The sequence below is a fragment of the Bradyrhizobium sp. S3.2.6 genome, assembly GCF_040546885.1.
GTDB lineage: Bacteria > Pseudomonadota > Alphaproteobacteria > Rhizobiales > Xanthobacteraceae > Bradyrhizobium > Bradyrhizobium cytisi.
In genome coordinates this window covers 23,670-41,140 of sequence record NZ_JBEPOS010000014.1, presented here as the reverse complement: position 1 = coordinate 41,140, position 17,471 = coordinate 23,670, and the positions used below count along the sequence as shown (strand labels likewise).

The window sequence follows — 17,471 nt, the reverse complement described above, 5'->3', positions numbered from 1 at the left end:
CGGACTTGCCGCATGATGTTTCGGCACTATGGTAGGCCCGCAATCTGTTCCCGGAGCCGCCAAAAATGCCCTTCCCGCATGCCTCGGAAGCCCTGTCGCGCTTCACTGTGCTCGATCTGACCCGCGTCCGCTCCGGACCCACCTGCGTGCGCCAGCTCGCGGATTGGGGCGCCACGGTGATCAAGATCGACGCGCTCACCGAGGATTCCGGGGGTGAGCAGCCGGGCGGGCCGCGCAGGGGCTCGGATTTCCAGAATTTGCACCGCAACAAACGGGCGATGACCCTGAACCTGAAGGACCCCAGGGGCCTCGAGGTGTTCAAGCGGCTGGCCGGACAGGCCGACGTCGTGGTCGAGAATTTCCGGCCCGACGTGAAGAAGAAGCTCGGCATCGACTATGAGACGCTGCGCGAGATCAACCCGCGCATCGTCTATGGCAGCATCTCCGGCTTCGGCCAGGACGGCCCCTATCACAAGCGGCCGGGCTTCGATCAGATCGCGCAGGGCATGGGCGGGCTGATGTCGATCACCGGCGCGCCGGGCGAAGGCCCGATGCGGGTCGGCATTCCCGTTGCCGACCTCACCGCCGGCCTGTTCTGCGCCATGGGCATCCTCACCGCGCTGCTCGAGCGCGAGGTTTCGGGCAAGGGCCAGTGGGTGCAGACCTCGCTGCTCCAGGCCCAGATCTTCATGCTCGACTTCCAGGCCGCGCGCTGGCTGATGGAGAAGGAAGTCGCCAAGCAGGCCGGCAACAACCATCCGACCAGCATCCCGACCGGCGTGTTCAAGACTTCGGACGGCTACATCAACATCGCCACGACGGGCGGGCGGATCTGGGAGCGCTGTGCGCAGGCGATCGGCGCGCCGGAGCTCTACAGCCATCCCGATTATGCGACGGCCCCTGCTCGTTCCAAGAACCGCGATGCGCTCAACGCCGAGATCGAGAAGCGCACATTGACGAAGTCGACCGAGACCTGGGTACGCGAATTCAACGAGGCCGGTGTGCCCTGCGGGCCGATCTACGCCATCGACCAGGTGTTCGAGGACGCCCAGGTCAGGCATCTCGGCATCGCCCAGAACGTGCCGAACGAAGGAGACCGCCAGCTCCGCCTGGTCGGCCAGCCCGTCACGCTGTCGCGCACGCCGAGCAAGATGGCGGCGCGGCCGCCGGAATTCGGCGAGCAGACTGACGAGGTGCTCACCGAGTTCGGCTTCACCGACAGCGAGATCGCCGGACTTCGACAAGCCAAAGTGGTCTAGGCGATTGACCTGAGACCATCGTCCGGCCGCCTCAGCCCGAGGCGGCCTTAGTCCGCCCAGTCAAACCGAGACGTCCGAGCAGCCCGTCGATCGCCGGCCAGAACAGCAGCACGATGGCCAGCGTCGTGATCGAGCCGACCAGCCCGTTCGACCAGAACACCTTGAGGTCGCCACCAGCGCCGATCATGGACAGCCGGAAGGCATCCTCGGCGCGGCTGCCGAGCACGAGTGCCAGCGTGAAGGGCGCCAAGGGAATGCCGATCTTCTTGAAGACGTAGCCGACCACACCGAAGCCGAGCATCAGCCATATGTCGAACATCGCATTCTGGATCGCATAGGCGCCGATCGCGCAGGACACCACGATCATCGGCGCCACCGCCGCGAACGGCACACGCAGGATCGAGGCGAAGATCGGCACCGTTGTCAGAACCAGCACGAGGCCGACGACATTGCCGAGATACATCGAGGCGATCAGGCCCCAGACGAAATCCTTGTGCTCGATGAACAGCAGCGGTCCGGGATTGAGCCCCCACACCATCAACCCGCCGAGCAGGATCGCAGCCGTGCCGGAGCCGGGAATGCCGAGCGCCAGCATCGGCAGCAGCGCCGAGGTGCCGGAGGCATGCGCGGCCGTCTCAGGCGCGAACACGCCCTCGATGCGGCCCTTGCCAAAGCTCTCGGGATCCTTGGAAAAGCGCTTGGCAAGATTGTAGCCCATGAAGGACGCCGCAATCGCGCCGCCCGGTGTGATACCGAGCCAGCAGCCGATGAAGGAGGAGCGCAGCAGCGTCACCCAGTATTTCGGCAGGTCCCTCCACACGCTCAGCACCACGCGCAGCGAGATGCTCGCGGCATGGCCACGCAGCGCCAGCCGCTCCTCCATCGTCAGCAGGATCTCGCTGATGCCGAACAGGCCGATGACGGCGACGAGAAAGTTGATGCCGCGCAAGAGCTCGGACGAGCCGAAAGTCATGCGCAGCTGGCCCGACACCGTGTCCATGCCTATGCCTGCGAGCAACAGCCCGAGCGACATCGAGATGAGCGTCTTGTGCTTGGCCTCGCGCCCGAGGCCGACGAAGGAGCAGAAGGTCAAGAGATACACTGCGAAGAACTCGGGCGGGCCGAACTTCAGCGCAAAGGACGAGATCATCGGCGCAAGGAAGGTGATGAGCAGCACCGCGACCAGCGAGCCGATGAAGGACGACGTGAACGCCGCGGTCAGCGCCTCCGCCGCCCTGCCCTGCTGCGCCATCGGATAGCCGTCGAAGGTGGTGGCGACCGACCAGGCTTCGCCGGGGATGTTGAACAGGATCGAGGTGATCGCGCCGCCGAACAGCGCGCCCCAGTAGATGCAGGACAGCATCACGATCGCCGAGGTCGGATCCATCGTGAAGGTGAGCGGCAGCAGGATCGCAACGCCGTTGGGGCCGCCGAGACCCGGCAGCACGCCGACGAAGATGCCGAGCACCAGCCCGACCATCATCAGCACGAGCGTCTTCCACGTGAGCAGGACGGCGAAGCCGTGAAGCAGGAGACCGAAAGCTTCCATCGCGGGTCCGCCTAGTAGCCGAAGGCCGCTTCGAGCGGGCCCTTCGGCATGATGACGTCGAAGGCGATGTCGAAGGTGACGAACATGATCGCCGTGAACAGGAAGGCGGTGAGCAGCGACTTCCACAGCGCGATCTTGCCGATCGCCCGCATGAAGCCCGCGATCAGCAGGAAGCTCGCGACGTAGAGACCGAGGAACTGCGTCACCAGGCAGAACAGCAGCGTCGGCACGAACACCGCCATCACCCGGCGCGCCTGCGCGCGCGTGACGAAGGTTTCGGCGGCCCCGCGGCGCGTGAGGAGCGCGGCGATCAGGCCATAGAGGCTGCTGCCGCCGAGGACGAGGCAGAGATAGAACGGGAAATAGCCAGGCTCAGGCCCGGTCGAATCCCAGGATGCCCCGGTCCGCCAATTGTCGTAGCCGAGGATCGCTGCCAGCGCGAGCAGCAGCAGGCAGACGATAATTTCGACCGTGCCCGAGCTCGTGACGGAAGGCGAGTTTTCCTCAGGCGCGGTCGGATCGTCGACGACGATTTCAAGATCGGTTTGGGACATGCTCTGCCAAATCAAAATGCGCTGTCATCATCCGCGAAGGCGGATGATCCAGTATTCCAGCTGCGGCGAGGAGTACGGATAAGCTTCGGCGTACTGGATGCCCCGCCTTCGCGGAGCATGACGTGGAGGTGGGATCACTTCGCGACGAATCCGGCTTCCGTCATCAGCGACTTGTTGGTGGCATCGTCCTCCTCGAGGAATTGCACCATGTCCTTGCCGGTGAGGAAGATCGGCTTCAATGCCTGCTTTTCCATGTAGTCCTTGTATTCGGCGGTCTGAGTCACCTTGTGGAACAGCTCGACATAGAACGCCTGCTGCTCCGGCGTGACCTTGCCGGGCAGGAACATCGCGCGCAGCATCAGATACTGGACGTCGATGCCCTCCTCCTTGCAGGTCGGGATGTCGGCCCAGGACTGCGTGTCGGTCACCTTGCTGGTGTAGGCGATGCGCTCCTTGTCGAACACGCAGAGCGGTCGCACCTGGCCGGCGCGCCAGACTTCGAGATTTTCGCTAGGGTTATTGACGTTGGATTCGGTGTGGTTGCCGACGAGCTGGGTCGCGGCCTCGCCGCCGGACTTGTAGGGCAGGTAGGAGAATTTCGCACCGGTCTTCTGCTCGAGGAAAACGGTCAGCACGTGATCCTCACGCTTGGAGCCGGTGCCGCCCATCTTGAACGGGGCGCTCGCCGCCTTCGCGGCGTCGACGAATTCCTTCACCGTCTTGGGGCCGGCGCTGTTGTCCCACAGCACGAACTGGTCGAGCGCGATCACCGAGACCGGGGTCAGCTCGCGCCAGTTGAACGGGATCTTGGCCGACAGCGGCAGCATGTAGATCAGCGAATAGGCGATCAGCACCTTGTTCGGATCGCCCTCGCTGGACTTCATGTACATCAGCGCTTCCGCACCCGACGCGCCGCCCTTGAGCGAGACCACCATCGGCTGCTTCATCAGATTGTTCTTCTGGATCGCGGCCTGCATCATCCGCGCCATCTGGTCGGAGGCGCCGCCCGCGCCCGCGGCCACGACGATCTCGACCGGCTTGGTGGGCTCCCAGCCGGCAAAGGCTGGCGCGCTCAACAACAAGGCCGTCGCAGCTCCGACGGCTTTCACTGGAATTCGCACGAGTTTCGTCCCCTGGTTCTTATTGGCTTTGTGACGCCGGGAAATCTATCGATGCATTGTGCGGACTAAAGATCGCGAGTTCAAGCAGGCGGACATTCGGCCGCATATGACTTCCGGCTGACGAAGCGCGCGCTACTTGCCCCTACTTGCCCTTCCAGTTCGGCGTGCGCTTGTTGAGGAAGGCGTCCATGCCTTCGCGGAAATCTTCGCTCATATAGGCCTTGAGGATCAGGTCCTCGCCCTGTTCGCGCGACAGCGTGGGGCGGATGCGGCGCACCGCTTCCTTGGTCGTTTCGAGGGTTAGCGGAGCGTGGCTCGCGACGAGCTTTGCGGTCTCGTCGGCGCGGCGCTGCAGCGTCTCGACATCAGGGACGATTTCGGTGAGCAGCCCGAGCGACAGCGCTTCCTGCGCCTCGACCAGCCGCGCCCTGAAGATCAGATCCTTGGTGCGGGCCGGCCCCACCAGCGAAACGACGCGGCTGATATTGGACATCGACAGGCAGTTGCCGAGCGTGCGCGCGATCGGGAAACCCATGCGCGTCGTCTCGGTGCCGATCCGGAGATCGCAGCAGGCGGCGATGCCGGCGCCGCCACCGGTGCAGGCCCCCGCAATGGCCGCGATCACGGGCACGCGGCACTGCTCGAGCGTGCCGAGCACGCGGTCGATCCGCGCCTCGTAGTCGAGCGCATCCTGCGCCGTCTTGAACGCGCGGAATTGCGAGATGTCCGTGCCGGAGGCAAACGCCTTGTCGCCGGCGCCGGTGAGGATCAGCGCCTTGATCGAGCGGTCGGCGTTGATCTCCTGGCAGATCTCCGCCATGCGGTCATACATGGCGAAGGTCATGGCGTTGCGCGCCTGCGGGCGGTTGAAGGTGATCCGCGCGATGCCGTCCGTGACGGAGTAGAGCAGGTCTTCGTTAGCAGTCGTCGGTGCGTTCATCGCGCGCTCACTCTCCAGATTAGTTGGACCCTAAGCTACCTGCGCCTTGGCCATCGGCACCGCGTCGCGTCCCTTCAGGACGTCCATGGCCGCCAGCACGCCGCCGCTCCGGTGCGGAATCTTTGCAAGATCCAGGCCCATCTCGACGCCGGCGAGCGTGCCCATCAGCATCAGATCGTTGAAATGGCCGATATGGCCGATGCGGAACACCTTGCCCTTGACCTTGTTCAGGCCGGTGCCGAGCGACATGTCGAAGTTCTCCAGCACCACCTTGCGGAAGGCGTCAGCGTCGTGGCCCTCAGGCACGCGCACGCCGGTCAGCGCCGGCGAATGCGCGGCGGGATCGGCGCACTGCGTCTCGAGACCCCAGACCTTGGCCGCCGCGCGCGTCGCCGCGCTGTGACGCTTGTGGCGGGACCAGACGTTCTCCAGCCCCTCCTCTTCCAGCATCTTGACCGCTTCGCGCAGGCCATAGAGCAGATTGGTCGCAGGCGTGTAGGGGAAGGTGCCGAGCTTATTGAAGGAGATCACTTCCTGCCAGTCCCAATAGGAGCGCATGCCGGGATTGGCTTTGGCGACGTTGAGCGCCTTCTCCGAGACGGCGTTGAAGCCGAGACCGGGCGGCAGCATCAGGCCCTTCTGCGAGCCGGCGACCGAGACGTCGATGCCCCAGGCATCGTGCTCGTATTCCATCGAGCCGAGGCCGGAGATGGTGTCGACCATCAGCAGCGCCGGATGTTTTGTGCGGTCGAGCAGCTTGCGCACTTCGAGCGGCGGCGTCACGCAGCCGGTCGAGGTCTCGTTGTGGACGACGCAGACCGCCTTGATCGCGTGCTGCTTGTCGGCGACGAGGCGCTTCTCGATCTCGGCGAGGTCGGCGCCATGGCGCCAGTCGCTCGGGATGAAATCGACGTCGAGCTTGAACTTGTCGGCGATGCCGCGCCACAACACGGCGAACTGGCCGGTCTCGCACATCAAAACCTTGTCGCCGGGCGCGAGCACGTTCACCATCGCCGCTTCCCAGGCGCCGGTGCCGGACGACGGGAAGATGATCACGGGCTGCTTGGTGCGGAACACGCGCTGCATCGCCGCAAGCGCGGCAAAACCAAGCTCGGCGAACTCCGCACCGCGATGGTCCAGCGTCGGCATGTCCATCGCCCGCAGCACGCGGTCGGGCACGTTGGTCGGTCCTGGAATCTGGAGAAAATGCCTTCCAGTATGCACGGTCATAGGCGTCCTTCCCGGTCTAGCCTTGTTTTGATGGCCGCCGAATAGCACCATTTGACCGGCTTGTCCCCTCTCCAAAGGGCGACTCCCATGCGTAACCGGGGACCCTCCGCCGCTCCTACTCCGCGGCCACCACCTTGCCGGACGGCAGGCGCCCCTCGGCCTCCGTAAACGGGCGTTCCGGGTGCATCAGGAAAGCCGAGAGGCCGCCGAGCAGCAGCAGCCCCATCGACATCAGGAACGGCAGGTACCAGTTTCCGGTCGCATCGATCACGAAGCCGGCGACCAGCGGGGAGACGATGGCCGCAAAGGCTGAGCCGGTGTTCATGAGTCCCGACGCGGTCCCCGAATATTTTGGGGCAATGTCCATCGGGATCGACCACATCGGGCCGATCACGAGCTCGGCGCAGAAGAAGCCGGCCGACAGGCACAGCGCCACGATCGTGATGTCGTGGACGAACAGGATGGGGAACAGCGAAAGCAGCGCCCCCGCAAATCCCGTGACGGTGACGCTGAGCCGCGCCAGCCGGACATTGCCGGTGCGGTCGAGGATCTTGTCCGAGATCACGCCGCCGACGCTGTCGCCGATCACACCGGCGAAGAAGACGCCGGAGGCGAACAACGCCGAGTTCTTGATGTCGAGATTGTAGTTGTTCTTGAAGAACAGCGGCAGCCAGTTGAGATAGAGCCACAGGCACCAGCCGTAGCAGAAATAGGTCAGCGTCACCGGCCACATCCGCCCCAACAGCGGGCCCCAGGGCACGCGCGGACGCTCGCCGGTCGGGCGCGGCGGCAGTGCAGCGAGCTCTGCTTCCGTGATGGCAGCGTGGTCTTTCGGCTCGTTGCGGAAGTACCAGACCCAGATCACGCCCCAGACGAGGCTGACGAAGCCGAGCACGACGAACGCGCCGCGCCAGGTCAGCCACAGGATCAGGAGCGCCACCACCGGCGGCGTCACGGCATTGCCGAGCCGGGCGAAGGAATGGGTCAGGCCTTGCGCAAATCCACGGCGGTTTGCCGGTGTCCAGTACTGCATCGCGCGCGTCGCGGTCGGGAACGTCGCGCCCTCGCCGAAGCCGAGCGCGAAGCGCGCGACGAACAGTGCGGCAAGTCCGTTGACGAAGCCGGTCGAGATGGTGGCGACCGCCCAGATCATGCCGCACCAAAACAGCGTCTTGCGCGGCCCGAAACGGTCACCGACCCAGCCGCCGATCACTTGAAACAAGAGATAAGGATAGGCGAAGGCGGAGAAGATCAGGCCGAGCTGCGTGTTGGAGAGAGCGAGCTCCTTCTGGATCTCGCTCGCCGCGGTGCCGATGTTCACCCGGTCGACATAGGTGATGAAATACATCGCGCAGAGCATCGCCAGCACGACATGCGTGGCCTTGAACCGAATTCCCATCTCCACCCCTCCTGATCGCTTTTTATGATTGGCCTTGCGTGTCCCTGCGCAATTAGGTGCCGACCACTTTCAGATGCGGCGATGCATTGCCATGCGGGCGCTGCTCCAGGAGCTTCATCGCGACGTCGACGCCGCCGGAGCGGTGCGGCACGCCGGCAACCGACAGGCCCATCTCCACGCCGGTGAGCGCGCCGAGCAGCGTCAGCGCATTGCATTCACCGAGATGACCGATGCGGAAGACCTTTCCGGCAACCTTCGACAGGCCCGAGCCGAGCGACATGTTGTAACTCTCGAGCACGATCTTGCGGAGCTGGTCAGCGTCATGGCCGGGCGGCATCAGCACCGCGGTCAGCACCGGCGAGAATTCCGACGGCTGCTGGCACAGCACTTCGAGCCCCCAATGATTGACGGCGGCGCGCGTTGCGGCGGCGAGCCGCTGATGACGCGCGAACACGTTGTCGAGCCCCTCTTCGAGCAGCATCGCGATCGCCTCGCGCAGGCCGTAAAGCAGGTTGGTCGCGGGCGTGTAGGGGAAGAAGCCGTTGGCGTTCGGCTTGAGCATCTCCTCCCAGTCGAAATAGGAGCGCGGCATCTTGTTGGTCTTCGCAGCCGCGCGCGCCTTCTCCGAGATCGCGTTGAAGCCAAGGCCGGGCGGCAGCATGAACCCCTTCTGCGAGCAGCTGACGCTGACATCGACCTTCCACTCGTCGTGGCGGTAGTCGACCGAGCCGAGCGAGGAGATGGTGTCGACCATCAGCAGCGCCGGATGGCCCGTGCGGTCGATCGCGGCACGGATCTCGGCGATGCGGCTGGTCGCACCGGTCGAGGTCTCGTTGTGCACGACCATCACCGCCTTGATCGCGCGCGCCTTGTCCTCGGTGAGTTTGGCTTCGATCATGGCGGGATCGGCGCCGCGGCGCCAGTCGCCGGGCACGAAATCGACATCGATGCCGAAGCGGCCCGCCATCTGCCGCCACAGCGTGGCGAAATGGCCGGTCTCGACCATCAGCACCTTGTCGCCCGGCGACAGCGTGTTGACGATCGCGGCCTCCCAGGCGCCGGTCCCCGAGGAAGGGAAGATCACGACGGGGCCCGCGGTTTGGAAAATCTTCTGGCTGCCTTCGAGCACGGTGCGGCCGAGCTCGCCGAATTCCGCGCTCCGGTGGTCGATGACAGGCATGTCCATGGCGCGAAGAACGCGCTCGGGGACCGGGCTCGGGCCCGGAATTTGAAGGAAATGGCGTCCCTGATGCATGAAAACCTCCCTGGCGGCGGATTCTGGCCGGCTCTGTTGGCCATTTTGCATTCATTTTTTGTCATTTCAATCGAAATTTGGTATTCGATTGCGGCCGTCGACGCGACCCAACGAGCAAACTACTGTGCTGCAAATGAAATCCACGATTCCCGACACCGGGGTTCCGATCACCCCGCCCGCCACAAATGGCGGCGACCGCCAAGAAAACCGTCACGAGGCCTCGCTCCATGGCGAGATCCTGCTGCGGCTGCGCGACTACGTCGTGGAAGGCAACATTCCCGACGGTGCCCGCGTTCCCGAGCGCCAGCTCTGCGAGATGTTCGGCATCTCCCGCACGCCCCTGCGCGAGGCACTGAAGGTGCTCGCGGCCGAGGGCCTGATCGAGCTGCTACCCAACCGCGGCGCCCGCATCCGCCAGCTCAGCCAGCGCGACCTGGAAGAGCTGTTCGACGTCATGGCGGGACTGGAGAGCCTCGCCGGGCGCCTCGCCTGCGAGGCCATTACGGATGCGGAAATCACTGCAATCGAGCAGCTGCATTACGAGATGTACGGCCATTATCTGCATCGCGACATGCACGGCTATTTCCAGGCCAACCAGCGCATCCACGAGAGCATCGTCGCAGCCGCGCGCAACGAGACGCTGAAGACGGCTTACGCCAACTTTGCCGGACGAATCCGCCGGGTCCGCTACTCCGCCAATTTCGCCCGCAAGCGGCAGCGCTGGGCGGAGGCGATGCGCGAGCACGAGGCGATCCTGGACGCGCTGCGCCGCCGCGCCGCGAGCGAGCTCAGCGACATCCTGTTCCAGCACCTGCGCAACAAGCGGACGGCCGCGATCGAGCACCTGGCCGAATCCGAAGACGACGCACCGGCGGCACCCTAAGGGGTAGCCGGCTTGCCCATTTTGAATTCATAATATAATCGGTCAGAAACAAGAATGAATAATCCGACGGGGCCGGGGCCTTGTAGGATCAATCCGGGACCAGGGATGACCAACGCCTCCTCGCTCGAACGGCGCCTGCGCGCGGACATGACTGGCGACGTCCTGTTCGATCGCTTCAGCCGCGGCCGCTACGCCACCGACGCCTCGTTCTACCAGATCGTGCCGTCCGGCGTCGTGGTCCCCAAGACCATGAACGAGGCGCTGCGGGCCCTGGCGGTCGCCCGCGACGAGGGCGTGAAGGTCACCCCGCGCGGTGGCGGCACCTCGCAATGCGGCCAGACCGTCAACGATGGCCTCGTCGTCGATCTCTCAAAACACCTCAACCGCATCCTGTCGCTCGACGTCGAAGGCCGGACCTGCGTGGTCGAGCCCGGCATCGTGCTCGACGACCTCAACCGGCAGCTCAAAAAGCATGGCCTGTGGTTTCCGGTCGACGTCTCGACCGCGTCCCGCGCCACCATCGGCGGCATGGCCGGCAACAATTCCTGCGGCGGCCGCTCGCTTCGCTACGGCACCATGCGCGACAACACGCTGTCGCTGGAGGCCTCGCTCGCCGACGGCACGCTGAGCCGTTTCGGCGAGGTCTCGCGCGATCTCTCCGATCTCGACGCCGACGACAGCATGCGCGCCCTGTTCCGCGACATGCTCGACCTCGGCACGCGCGAGGCCGACGAGATCGCTGCGCGCTTCCCAAAAGTGCAGCGCCGCGTCGGCGGCTACAATCTCGATGCGCTCATCCCGCGCAATGCGCGCAACAACATGGCGCATCTCCTGGTCGGCTCCGAAGGCACGCTCGCCTTCACCACCAAGGTCGAGCTGAAGCTGTGGCCTGTCATCCGCAACAAGGCGCTGGGCGTCTGCCATTTCGGCAGTTTTTACGAGGCGATGGACGCGGCCCAGCACCTGGTCAAGCTGAAGCCGATCGCGGTTGAGCTGGTCGACCGCACCATGATCGCGCTCGGCCGCGACATCGCGATGTTCAAGCCGATCATCAATGCGGCGATCAAGGGCGATCCAGACGCCGTGCTGGTGGTCGAGTTCGCCGAGGAGGACCAGGCCGACAATCTATTGCGCCTCAAGCAGCTCGGCGAGCTGATGGGCGATCTCGGCTTCGGCTGGAATAACGACACGCGCAAATGGGGCGGCGTGGTCGAGATCACCGAGCCCGCGCTCCAAAGCGGCATCGCCGATTTCCGCGCCGCCGGCCTCAACGTCATGATGTCGATGAAGCAGGAGGGCAAGCCGGTCTCCTTCGTCGAGGACTGTGCCGTGCCGCTGCCGTATCTCGCCGACTACACCGCGCGGCTGAACGAGGTGTTTGCCAGGCATGGCACCAGCGGCACGATGTACGCGCACGCCTCCGAAGGCTGCCTGCATGTGCGCCCCGTGCTGAACCTCAAGCTCGACAAAGACGTCAAGGCGATGCGCGCCATCGCCGAAGAGGCTTTTGCGCTGGTGCGCGAATACAAGGGCTCGCATTCCGGTGAGCATGGCGACGGCCTGGTCCGCTCCGAATTCCACGAGACCATGTTCGGCGAGCGCCTCGTCACCGACTTCAAGGAAGTAAAGCACCGCTTCGATCCCGACGGCGTGCTCAACCCCGGCAAGATCGTCGACGCGCCGAAGATGGACGACCGCTCGCTGTTCCGTTTCAAGCCGGACTATCGCGTCGTTGACCTCAAGACCAAGCTCGACTGGTCGGCCTATCCCGGCGCCGGCGGCGGCTTCCAGGGCGCGGTCGAGATGTGCAACAACAACGGCGCCTGCCGCAAGCTCGAGGGCGGCGTGATGTGCCCGTCCTATCGCGCCGCGCGAAACGAGAAGGATGTCACGCGAGGCCGCGCCAACACCTTGCGGCTCGCGATCTCCGGGCAGCTCGGCCCCGACGCGCTGTCCTCCGACGAAATGATGGAGACCCTGAAACTTTGCGTCTCCTGCAAGGCCTGCCGCCACGAATGCCCGACCGGGGTCGACATGGCCAAGATGAAGATCGAGGTGCTGGCTGCGCGCACGGCCTCGCACGGCCTGACGCTGCGCGACCGCCTGGTCGGCTACCTCCCGCGTTACGCCGGCCTCGCGTCGCGCTTTGCGCCGCTAGCGAACTTGCGCAACCGAAGCCCGCTGCTGCGAAAGCTGTTCGAGCGCTTCGCCGGCATCAGCGCGCGCCGCGCCCTGCCCGCCTTCCGCAGCGATGTGTTCGTGGCGCCTGCCGACAGCGTCGGTCCGGAGGCCGGCCGCGAAGTCGTTCTCTTCGCCGACACTTTTAATCGCATCTACGAGCGCGAAAATCTCGAGGCCGCGTTGCGTGTGCTCGCCGCTGGCGGCTATCGCGTGCATATGCCGAAGCCCCCCAGCGGCAACCGCCCGCTCTGCTGCGGTCGCACCTTCCTGTCCGCCGGGCTGGTCGATGAAGCCAGGTCCGAGCTCGATCGTCTCGTCGCCGCCTTCGCGCCCTTTGCCACGCGCGGGGTGCCGATCATAGGCCTCGAGCCGAGCTGCCTGCTGACGCTCCGCGACGAGCTCGCCTCGCTGCGCAAGGACGATGACGCCAAGGCTGTCGGCGCCCACGCGCTGACCTTCGAGGAGTTTCTGGTGCGCGAGGCCGAGGCCGGCCGGCTGCAACTGCCGCTCGGCACCGTCGCTGAGAAGGCCCTCGTCCACGGCCATTGCCATCAAAAATCCTTTGGCGCCTTCAAGCCGGTCGAGCAGGTGCTGCGGCTCGTCCCCGGCCTTGAGGTCAAGACCATCGAGTCGAGCTGCTGCGGCATGGCGGGTGCTTTTGGTTACGGCGCGGACACCTATGATGCCTCGATCGAGATGGCCGAGCTGTCGCTGCTGCCGGCGGTGCGCCGCGCAGACCAGAGCACGCTCGTCGTCGCCGACGGCACCTCCTGCCGCCACCAGATCCACGACGGCGCGCAGCGCGAGGCGCTTCACGTCGCCCGCGTGCTGGCGATGAGCCTCGATCGCGCCGAGACCAATTCCACTCCTATTGCAAAGGAACCCAGTTATGGCTGACCTCACGCTCGACACCGCCCGCAAGATACTCGACGCCGCATTGGCGAAGGCGGCCGAGCTGAAGCTCAAGCCGCTCGTCGTCACCGTCCTCGACGCCCGCGGCGTGCTCAAGCTCGCAGCCGCGCAGGACGGCACCAGCCTGATGCGCGCCGAGATCGCCCACGGCAAAGCCTTTGGCGCGCTCGCCATGGGCATGGGTTCGCGCGCTTTGTACCAGCGGGCACAGGAGCAGGCCTATTTCATCGACGCCGTGAACACGATTGCAAAAGGCGCGTTGGTGCCGGTCCCCGGCGGCGTGCTGATCATGGACGGCACGACCCTTCTCGGCGCCGTCGGCGTCTCCGGCGACACGTCGGACAATGACGAGGCGTGTGCCGTGGCGGGCATCCAGGCGGCGGGGTGGAAGGCGAACGCGGGGTAGCCTTGTCCATGCTACTGGAGCGTTGCGCATTCTAAGATGCCAAGAGATAGTGTGCCGCTGGATCGTCGGGGTTCGAATCCCTGGAGCGCTAACCGCCTTTCCCATACCAGCCCAAGCTACGATACCTCATCCAATCTTATCCATAGGGCGGTGCGTGAGCCTCAGGACGACCGCAGCTCTACGCTTAGACGAATATCGAAGCCCTGGGCTGCCGGTCAGGTGAAAGCGACCTCCGCCGCCCAAAATCGAAGACGCGCATTTTCGATGCCCGCTTTCGTCGGCACAGCACGGTGTCTCTTCGGAACTACACCCAGCTCGCATTGTAGCTCAAATCCAGGAGGCGCAACCACCGATACCGACATTCGGTCCAAGTTGCGATCTGACTGAGGGATGCCTGCGTCCCGAACGCAGTGAACAACTTCTAAGTCGTTGATTTTTCTTGATCTGGATGGCCTTTTCGACCCGTTTTGTTCACGCTCGTTTCGTCCAATTCATTGCGATTTCGTTGCGGCGGCAGCCAGGGAGAACGGCGCTTGGCGCGTCATTGGGATCTTGGACTGGCGGCCGAGCAGCCGAGGCCTCCGAGGGTAAGCGCATTAGACTATGCCGTGATCTGTCGGGGATTCGAGTCACTAGACCGCCACATTGCTAAACCCACCGCCCTGGAGGCGCTGTTCTCCTACCGGGGGCAGCTTAACTCCGGACCCCGGTGTTTGGATAAGAGGGGCATTGGCCGGGTCTCGAATGCTGCCCGCTTCTGCAGGCTCGAACTTTCGCGCTACAGCGCCGTCGTTTCGCATTGAGACCTTCCGTTTGCTCCACGCTCACTTAATTGCTTCGACCAGTCCACGGTCGATCGGCAGCGAGGCGAAGGGCATGTAGAAGAAGGGCGCAGCCTGAACATTGCATGACAATGCCTGTTTGGTGAACCTCGCGAAATGCGATCAGGTGCCCCGCTTCCCTGCGGAAACATCCCAAAGCTCACTGCCTTGAACCGATCGCGGGAGGAGCAACAGCACGAGGATCGCGGCCAGGATCGGCACGGCCGCCGCCAAGACGATGGATTTCGGAGACCAGCCAAGCGAGAACAGCAGACCAACGAAAGCAGGCCCGACGATCGAACCGATCCGCCCCGCTGCCGCAGAGAAGCCGACGCCGTTGGTTCGCAATGGCGCGGGATAGATTGAGACGGCCAGCGCCGACTGGCCGACCGAACAGGCGATAAGCCCGGCGCCGACACCTAGAATCAGCGCCCAGACCCACGACGTCGTCGCCCAAAGCGCGATTCCGGTCACGCATACCGCAGCTGTCGACGCGGCAATCCTCATCACGCTGGTGACGGCGAAGCGGCCCACCAGCGGCACGACAATCAAATTGGCGATGAGGCCGCCGGCGCTGAAGAAGCCGACCGCGAACTGGCCGTCCGCAGCCGGAAAGCCGAACCCGATCAGCAGCGGGGGCAGCCAGAAGATGAGTGCATAGGCGTCGGCGAAGATGAGAAATGAAAAGATCCAGAGACATGTGGTTCGACTGCCGAGCGAACCGGCAAATAGGCTTGAGATGAGCTTCAGATTTCCCGCCATACGCTTGTCGCCCGCCGCCGTTGCCGCAGCATCGGCTTCATCTGGCGCAGGCAGCCAGCGCAACAGTACAAATGACAGCAACAATGGAAGCGCGCCTCCGAAGTAGAATAGTGACTCCCAGCCATACTTCCTGGTCAGAAGGCCGCCAAGCGCACCGCTTAGGGCCCCACCCGCAGCAAGTCCCGTTCCGACCACGATCGTGGCGGCAGCTCGCAGCGTGACGGGTGCCTGCAAGACTGCGATCGCCACGGCCGAGGGAAGTGCAGCGCCAAGTCCTATGGCCGTGACAAGACGGAGGATGGACAGGACAATAATCGAACTCGCAAAGGGTGTTGCCAAGGTGAGCACCCCGAATCCAATCACGCTGAAAATCAACACACGTCGAGCCCGCCATCGGGCCACCAGATAGCCGGAAGCCAGATATCCTAACACGGCTCCGATGCTTGTCTTGATAAATGGCAGTGTCAAGGAAGCTGTCGACACGCCGAAGTGAGCCGCGATTGCCGGACCGGCGACTCCGATGGAGCCCGTATCAAGGCCGTCGAGCAATATCGCTAGGAAACACAACAGCAAGGTTTTGGGAAAGGACGGCTGAAGACTTTCAGAAACAGCCGGAGAGGCGCTTGCGACGCTTGCGGCATCGCCCCTTCCAATCACATCCATCTTGTTCGTCAAGTTCATCCCCCGATGACTACGTTGTCTCGCGCATTCGTTTGTTAAAAGATTTCGTTCGCGGCTTGTCGAGACCCAGGAATGGGACTGTGCATTCCGAATCCGGGACAGGCGGCTCTCAGCGAGATGCAGGACGCAACGGGGAGCTCGCATAGCCGCGGGAGTTCCCAACCTCATGTCCGTTGATCGCCAGTCGAAGCAATACGCGAATACGTCGCAAGCCGCGTTCCCCGCGCGCTCTGCCCATTGCAGAGAGGACTGCACGGACGTCCGCTCCGAGACTTATTGCCGACCAGGTCTCGCGGGCCGCAGGCTGTTCGCCACGACTCGGTCAGGCTGCCGGCATGCTATCCTGCAGATGACGGGCCAATCCGGCCACAAACAGACGGCCGGCAAGCGTCAGTGACCGCCGCGAAGGGTAAAGAGCATAAACGGTAACGGAAGGCGGCGCCCAATCGGGAAGCGGAAGCACCAGACGTCCTTCCACGAGGTCGGCTTCGCACATCGTTAGCGGCAACCGCGCCAGGCCGGCGCCGCTCAACGCCGCCTGCCTGATCACGTTTAGGTTGTTCGCGCTGAACTTGAGATTAACGTTTAGTTCGGTCGTGTTTGCGTTTCGGTTCACGAGCGTCCAGCGTGCCAGATGGCCGTCTGCCGCCCAGCCAATTCCGTTCCGGTCCTGAAGCTCCGATGGATCGTTGATCATTCCGAGTGGTTTCATGAAGCCAGGCGAGGCAACGAGCCGGTAGCTTGCGGCGGCAAGCTTTTGCCGGACCAGCTCGGAGTCGGCCATGGTGTCCCCGCGCGCCGGATGAATCATCAGGTCATAGTCGCCGATCGCGGTGTCGAAGGCACCGACCGCACTATCCAGGGTGATGCGAACGTCGGTATGCACGATCGAGAATCCGATCGCGAATTCGGAAACCAGACTTTCGGCCAGCACGGCCGGGCAAGAGATGCGGAGCTTGCCTGACGGGTGATTTGAAAAGCTCTCCGCCAGCGCTTTAACGGCATCTAACTCCTCCTTGATCCGCTCACTTCGTTCATAGATCGAAATTCCGACTTCGGTTGCGGAGAAATTTCTCGGCCCCCGGTAGAGCAGATGCACGCCAAGCTGGCTCTCGAGATCGCCGATGCGACGGCTCAGGCTGGACTTCGGAATGCCGGTCTTACGGCTTGCGGCAGAAAGGCTGCCGGCCCTGACCGTCTCCACGAAAAGCGTAAGGTCGTCAACGATCCCCATTTTCGATCACCTCGGCCGCCATGGCGTCTGGTCAGCGAGCCCTGCCGGCGGCGGCCTTGACCATATTCCCAGCCGGAGGCAGGCGCCAGCAGTCGTATTGTCGAGCAAGGCTTCTGCCCTAGTGTTGCCCTTGCCGTCCGCGCTCCAACAGGCCGATCGCAAGTGTCATTGGTTCGCGGCATTCCGGGACACGCCGTCCATCCCTACGTCTCCACTCATGGCGCAGGCATGATTTAATGTGCCGGGCCTTGCCGAACGGCTCGCTCACGCCGACCACCGTTTTA

13 protein-coding genes are annotated in these 17,471 nt (G+C 64.1%); 4 read left to right on the top strand and 9 right to left on the bottom strand.

Features of this window, described 5'->3' with window-relative positions:
* The first annotated feature begins 65 nt into the window (after positions 1-65).
* Positions 66-1,259 carry a CaiB/BaiF CoA transferase family protein gene (locus ABID58_RS23235; RefSeq protein WP_354034922.1) on the top strand — a complete coding sequence of 398 codons (1,194 nt, stop codon included), beginning with the start codon at positions 66-68 and terminating at the stop codon, positions 1,257-1,259.
* Positions 1,260-1,290: 31 nt separating this feature from the next.
* Here the strand turns inward: ABID58_RS23235 and ABID58_RS23230 are convergent, their stop codons facing one another.
* The 7 genes from ABID58_RS23230 to ABID58_RS23200 form a co-directional block, all read right to left on the bottom strand.
* A complete protein-coding gene (locus ABID58_RS23230) occupies positions 1,291-2,808 on the bottom strand; it encodes a tripartite tricarboxylate transporter permease (RefSeq protein WP_354034920.1) in 1,518 nt (505 codons plus the stop codon).
* Between the two features lie 11 nt (positions 2,809-2,819).
* Positions 2,820-3,362, bottom strand: a complete 543-nt coding sequence (locus ABID58_RS23225; protein WP_354034919.1) for a tripartite tricarboxylate transporter TctB family protein — start codon at positions 3,360-3,362, stop codon at positions 2,820-2,822.
* Positions 3,363-3,496: 134 nt separating this feature from the next.
* Complete coding sequence (locus ABID58_RS23220; protein WP_456678224.1) at positions 3,497-4,471, bottom strand: Bug family tripartite tricarboxylate transporter substrate binding protein; 975 nt, start codon at positions 4,469-4,471, stop codon at positions 3,497-3,499.
* Positions 4,472-4,625: 154 nt separating this feature from the next.
* Positions 4,626-5,423, bottom strand: a complete 798-nt coding sequence (locus tag ABID58_RS23215) for an enoyl-CoA hydratase/isomerase family protein (RefSeq protein ID WP_280709999.1) — start codon at positions 5,421-5,423, stop codon at positions 4,626-4,628.
* 30 nt (positions 5,424-5,453) lie between these two features.
* On the bottom strand, positions 5,454-6,653 hold the full coding sequence (locus tag ABID58_RS23210; RefSeq protein WP_354034915.1) for a pyridoxal-phosphate-dependent aminotransferase family protein: 1,200 nt from the start codon (positions 6,651-6,653) through the stop codon (positions 5,454-5,456).
* A gap of 115 nt (positions 6,654-6,768) precedes the next feature.
* A complete protein-coding gene (locus ABID58_RS23205) occupies positions 6,769-8,052 on the bottom strand; it encodes an MFS transporter (RefSeq protein WP_354034913.1) in 1,284 nt (427 codons plus the stop codon).
* A 52-nt stretch (positions 8,053-8,104) separates the two neighbouring features.
* The gene (locus ABID58_RS23200) at positions 8,105-9,307 is read right to left on the bottom strand and encodes a pyridoxal-phosphate-dependent aminotransferase family protein (RefSeq protein ID WP_502916425.1); all 1,203 of its coding nucleotides are present in this window, start codon (positions 9,305-9,307) and stop codon (positions 8,105-8,107) included.
* A 133-nt stretch (positions 9,308-9,440) separates the two neighbouring features.
* Between ABID58_RS23200 and ABID58_RS23195 the strand changes: the two genes are divergently transcribed.
* The 3 genes from ABID58_RS23195 (at position 9,441) to ABID58_RS23185 (ending at position 13,689) form a co-directional block, all read left to right on the top strand.
* On the top strand, positions 9,441-10,190 hold the full coding sequence (locus ABID58_RS23195; protein ID WP_354034909.1) for a GntR family transcriptional regulator: 750 nt from the start codon (positions 9,441-9,443) through the stop codon (positions 10,188-10,190).
* 105 nt (positions 10,191-10,295) lie between these two features.
* Entirely contained in the window at positions 10,296-13,268 is a 2,973-nt protein-coding gene (locus tag ABID58_RS23190; protein ID WP_354034907.1) for an FAD-binding and (Fe-S)-binding domain-containing protein, read from the top strand.
* A complete protein-coding gene (locus ABID58_RS23185; RefSeq protein WP_148751194.1) occupies positions 13,261-13,689 on the top strand; it encodes a GlcG/HbpS family heme-binding protein in 429 nt (142 codons plus the stop codon). Before ABID58_RS23190 ends, ABID58_RS23185 begins: the two co-directional genes overlap by 8 nt.
* Positions 13,690-14,633: 944 nt before the next feature.
* Here the strand turns inward: ABID58_RS23185 and ABID58_RS23180 are convergent.
* Entirely contained in the window at positions 14,634-15,947 is a 1,314-nt protein-coding gene (locus tag ABID58_RS23180; protein WP_354034905.1) for an MFS transporter, read from the bottom strand.
* A gap of 328 nt (positions 15,948-16,275) precedes the next feature.
* Entirely contained in the window at positions 16,276-17,187 is a 912-nt protein-coding gene (locus ABID58_RS23175; protein WP_354034903.1) for a LysR substrate-binding domain-containing protein, read from the bottom strand.
* Positions 17,188-17,471: the final 284 nt, after the last annotated feature.

Bases quoted from the DNA above. Each gene is read 5' to 3' on its own strand.
- ABID58_RS23235 (WP_354034922.1), top strand. From the start codon at position 66: ATGCCCTTCCCGCATGCCTCGGAAGCCCTGTCGCGCTTCACTGTGCTC.
- ABID58_RS23230 (WP_354034920.1), bottom strand. From the start codon at position 2,808: ATGGAAGCTTTCGGTCTCCTGCTTCACGGCTTCGCCGTCCTGCTCACG.
- ABID58_RS23225 (WP_354034919.1), bottom strand. From the start codon at position 3,362: ATGTCCCAAACCGATCTTGAAATCGTCGTCGACGATCCGACCGCGCCT.
- ABID58_RS23215 (WP_280709999.1), bottom strand. From the start codon at position 5,423: ATGAACGCACCGACGACTGCTAACGAAGACCTGCTCTACTCCGTCACG.
- ABID58_RS23210 (WP_354034915.1), bottom strand. From the start codon at position 6,653: ATGACCGTGCATACTGGAAGGCATTTTCTCCAGATTCCAGGACCGACC.
- ABID58_RS23205 (WP_354034913.1), bottom strand. From the start codon at position 8,052: ATGGGAATTCGGTTCAAGGCCACGCATGTCGTGCTGGCGATGCTCTGC.
- ABID58_RS23200 (WP_502916425.1), bottom strand. From the start codon at position 9,307: ATGCATCAGGGACGCCATTTCCTTCAAATTCCGGGCCCGAGCCCGGTC.
- ABID58_RS23195 (WP_354034909.1), top strand. From the start codon at position 9,441: ATGAAATCCACGATTCCCGACACCGGGGTTCCGATCACCCCGCCCGCC.
- ABID58_RS23190 (WP_354034907.1), top strand. From the start codon at position 10,296: ATGACCAACGCCTCCTCGCTCGAACGGCGCCTGCGCGCGGACATGACT.
- ABID58_RS23185 (WP_148751194.1), top strand. From the start codon at position 13,261: ATGGCTGACCTCACGCTCGACACCGCCCGCAAGATACTCGACGCCGCA.
- ABID58_RS23175 (WP_354034903.1), bottom strand. From the start codon at position 17,187: ATGGGGATCGTTGACGACCTTACGCTTTTCGTGGAGACGGTCAGGGCC.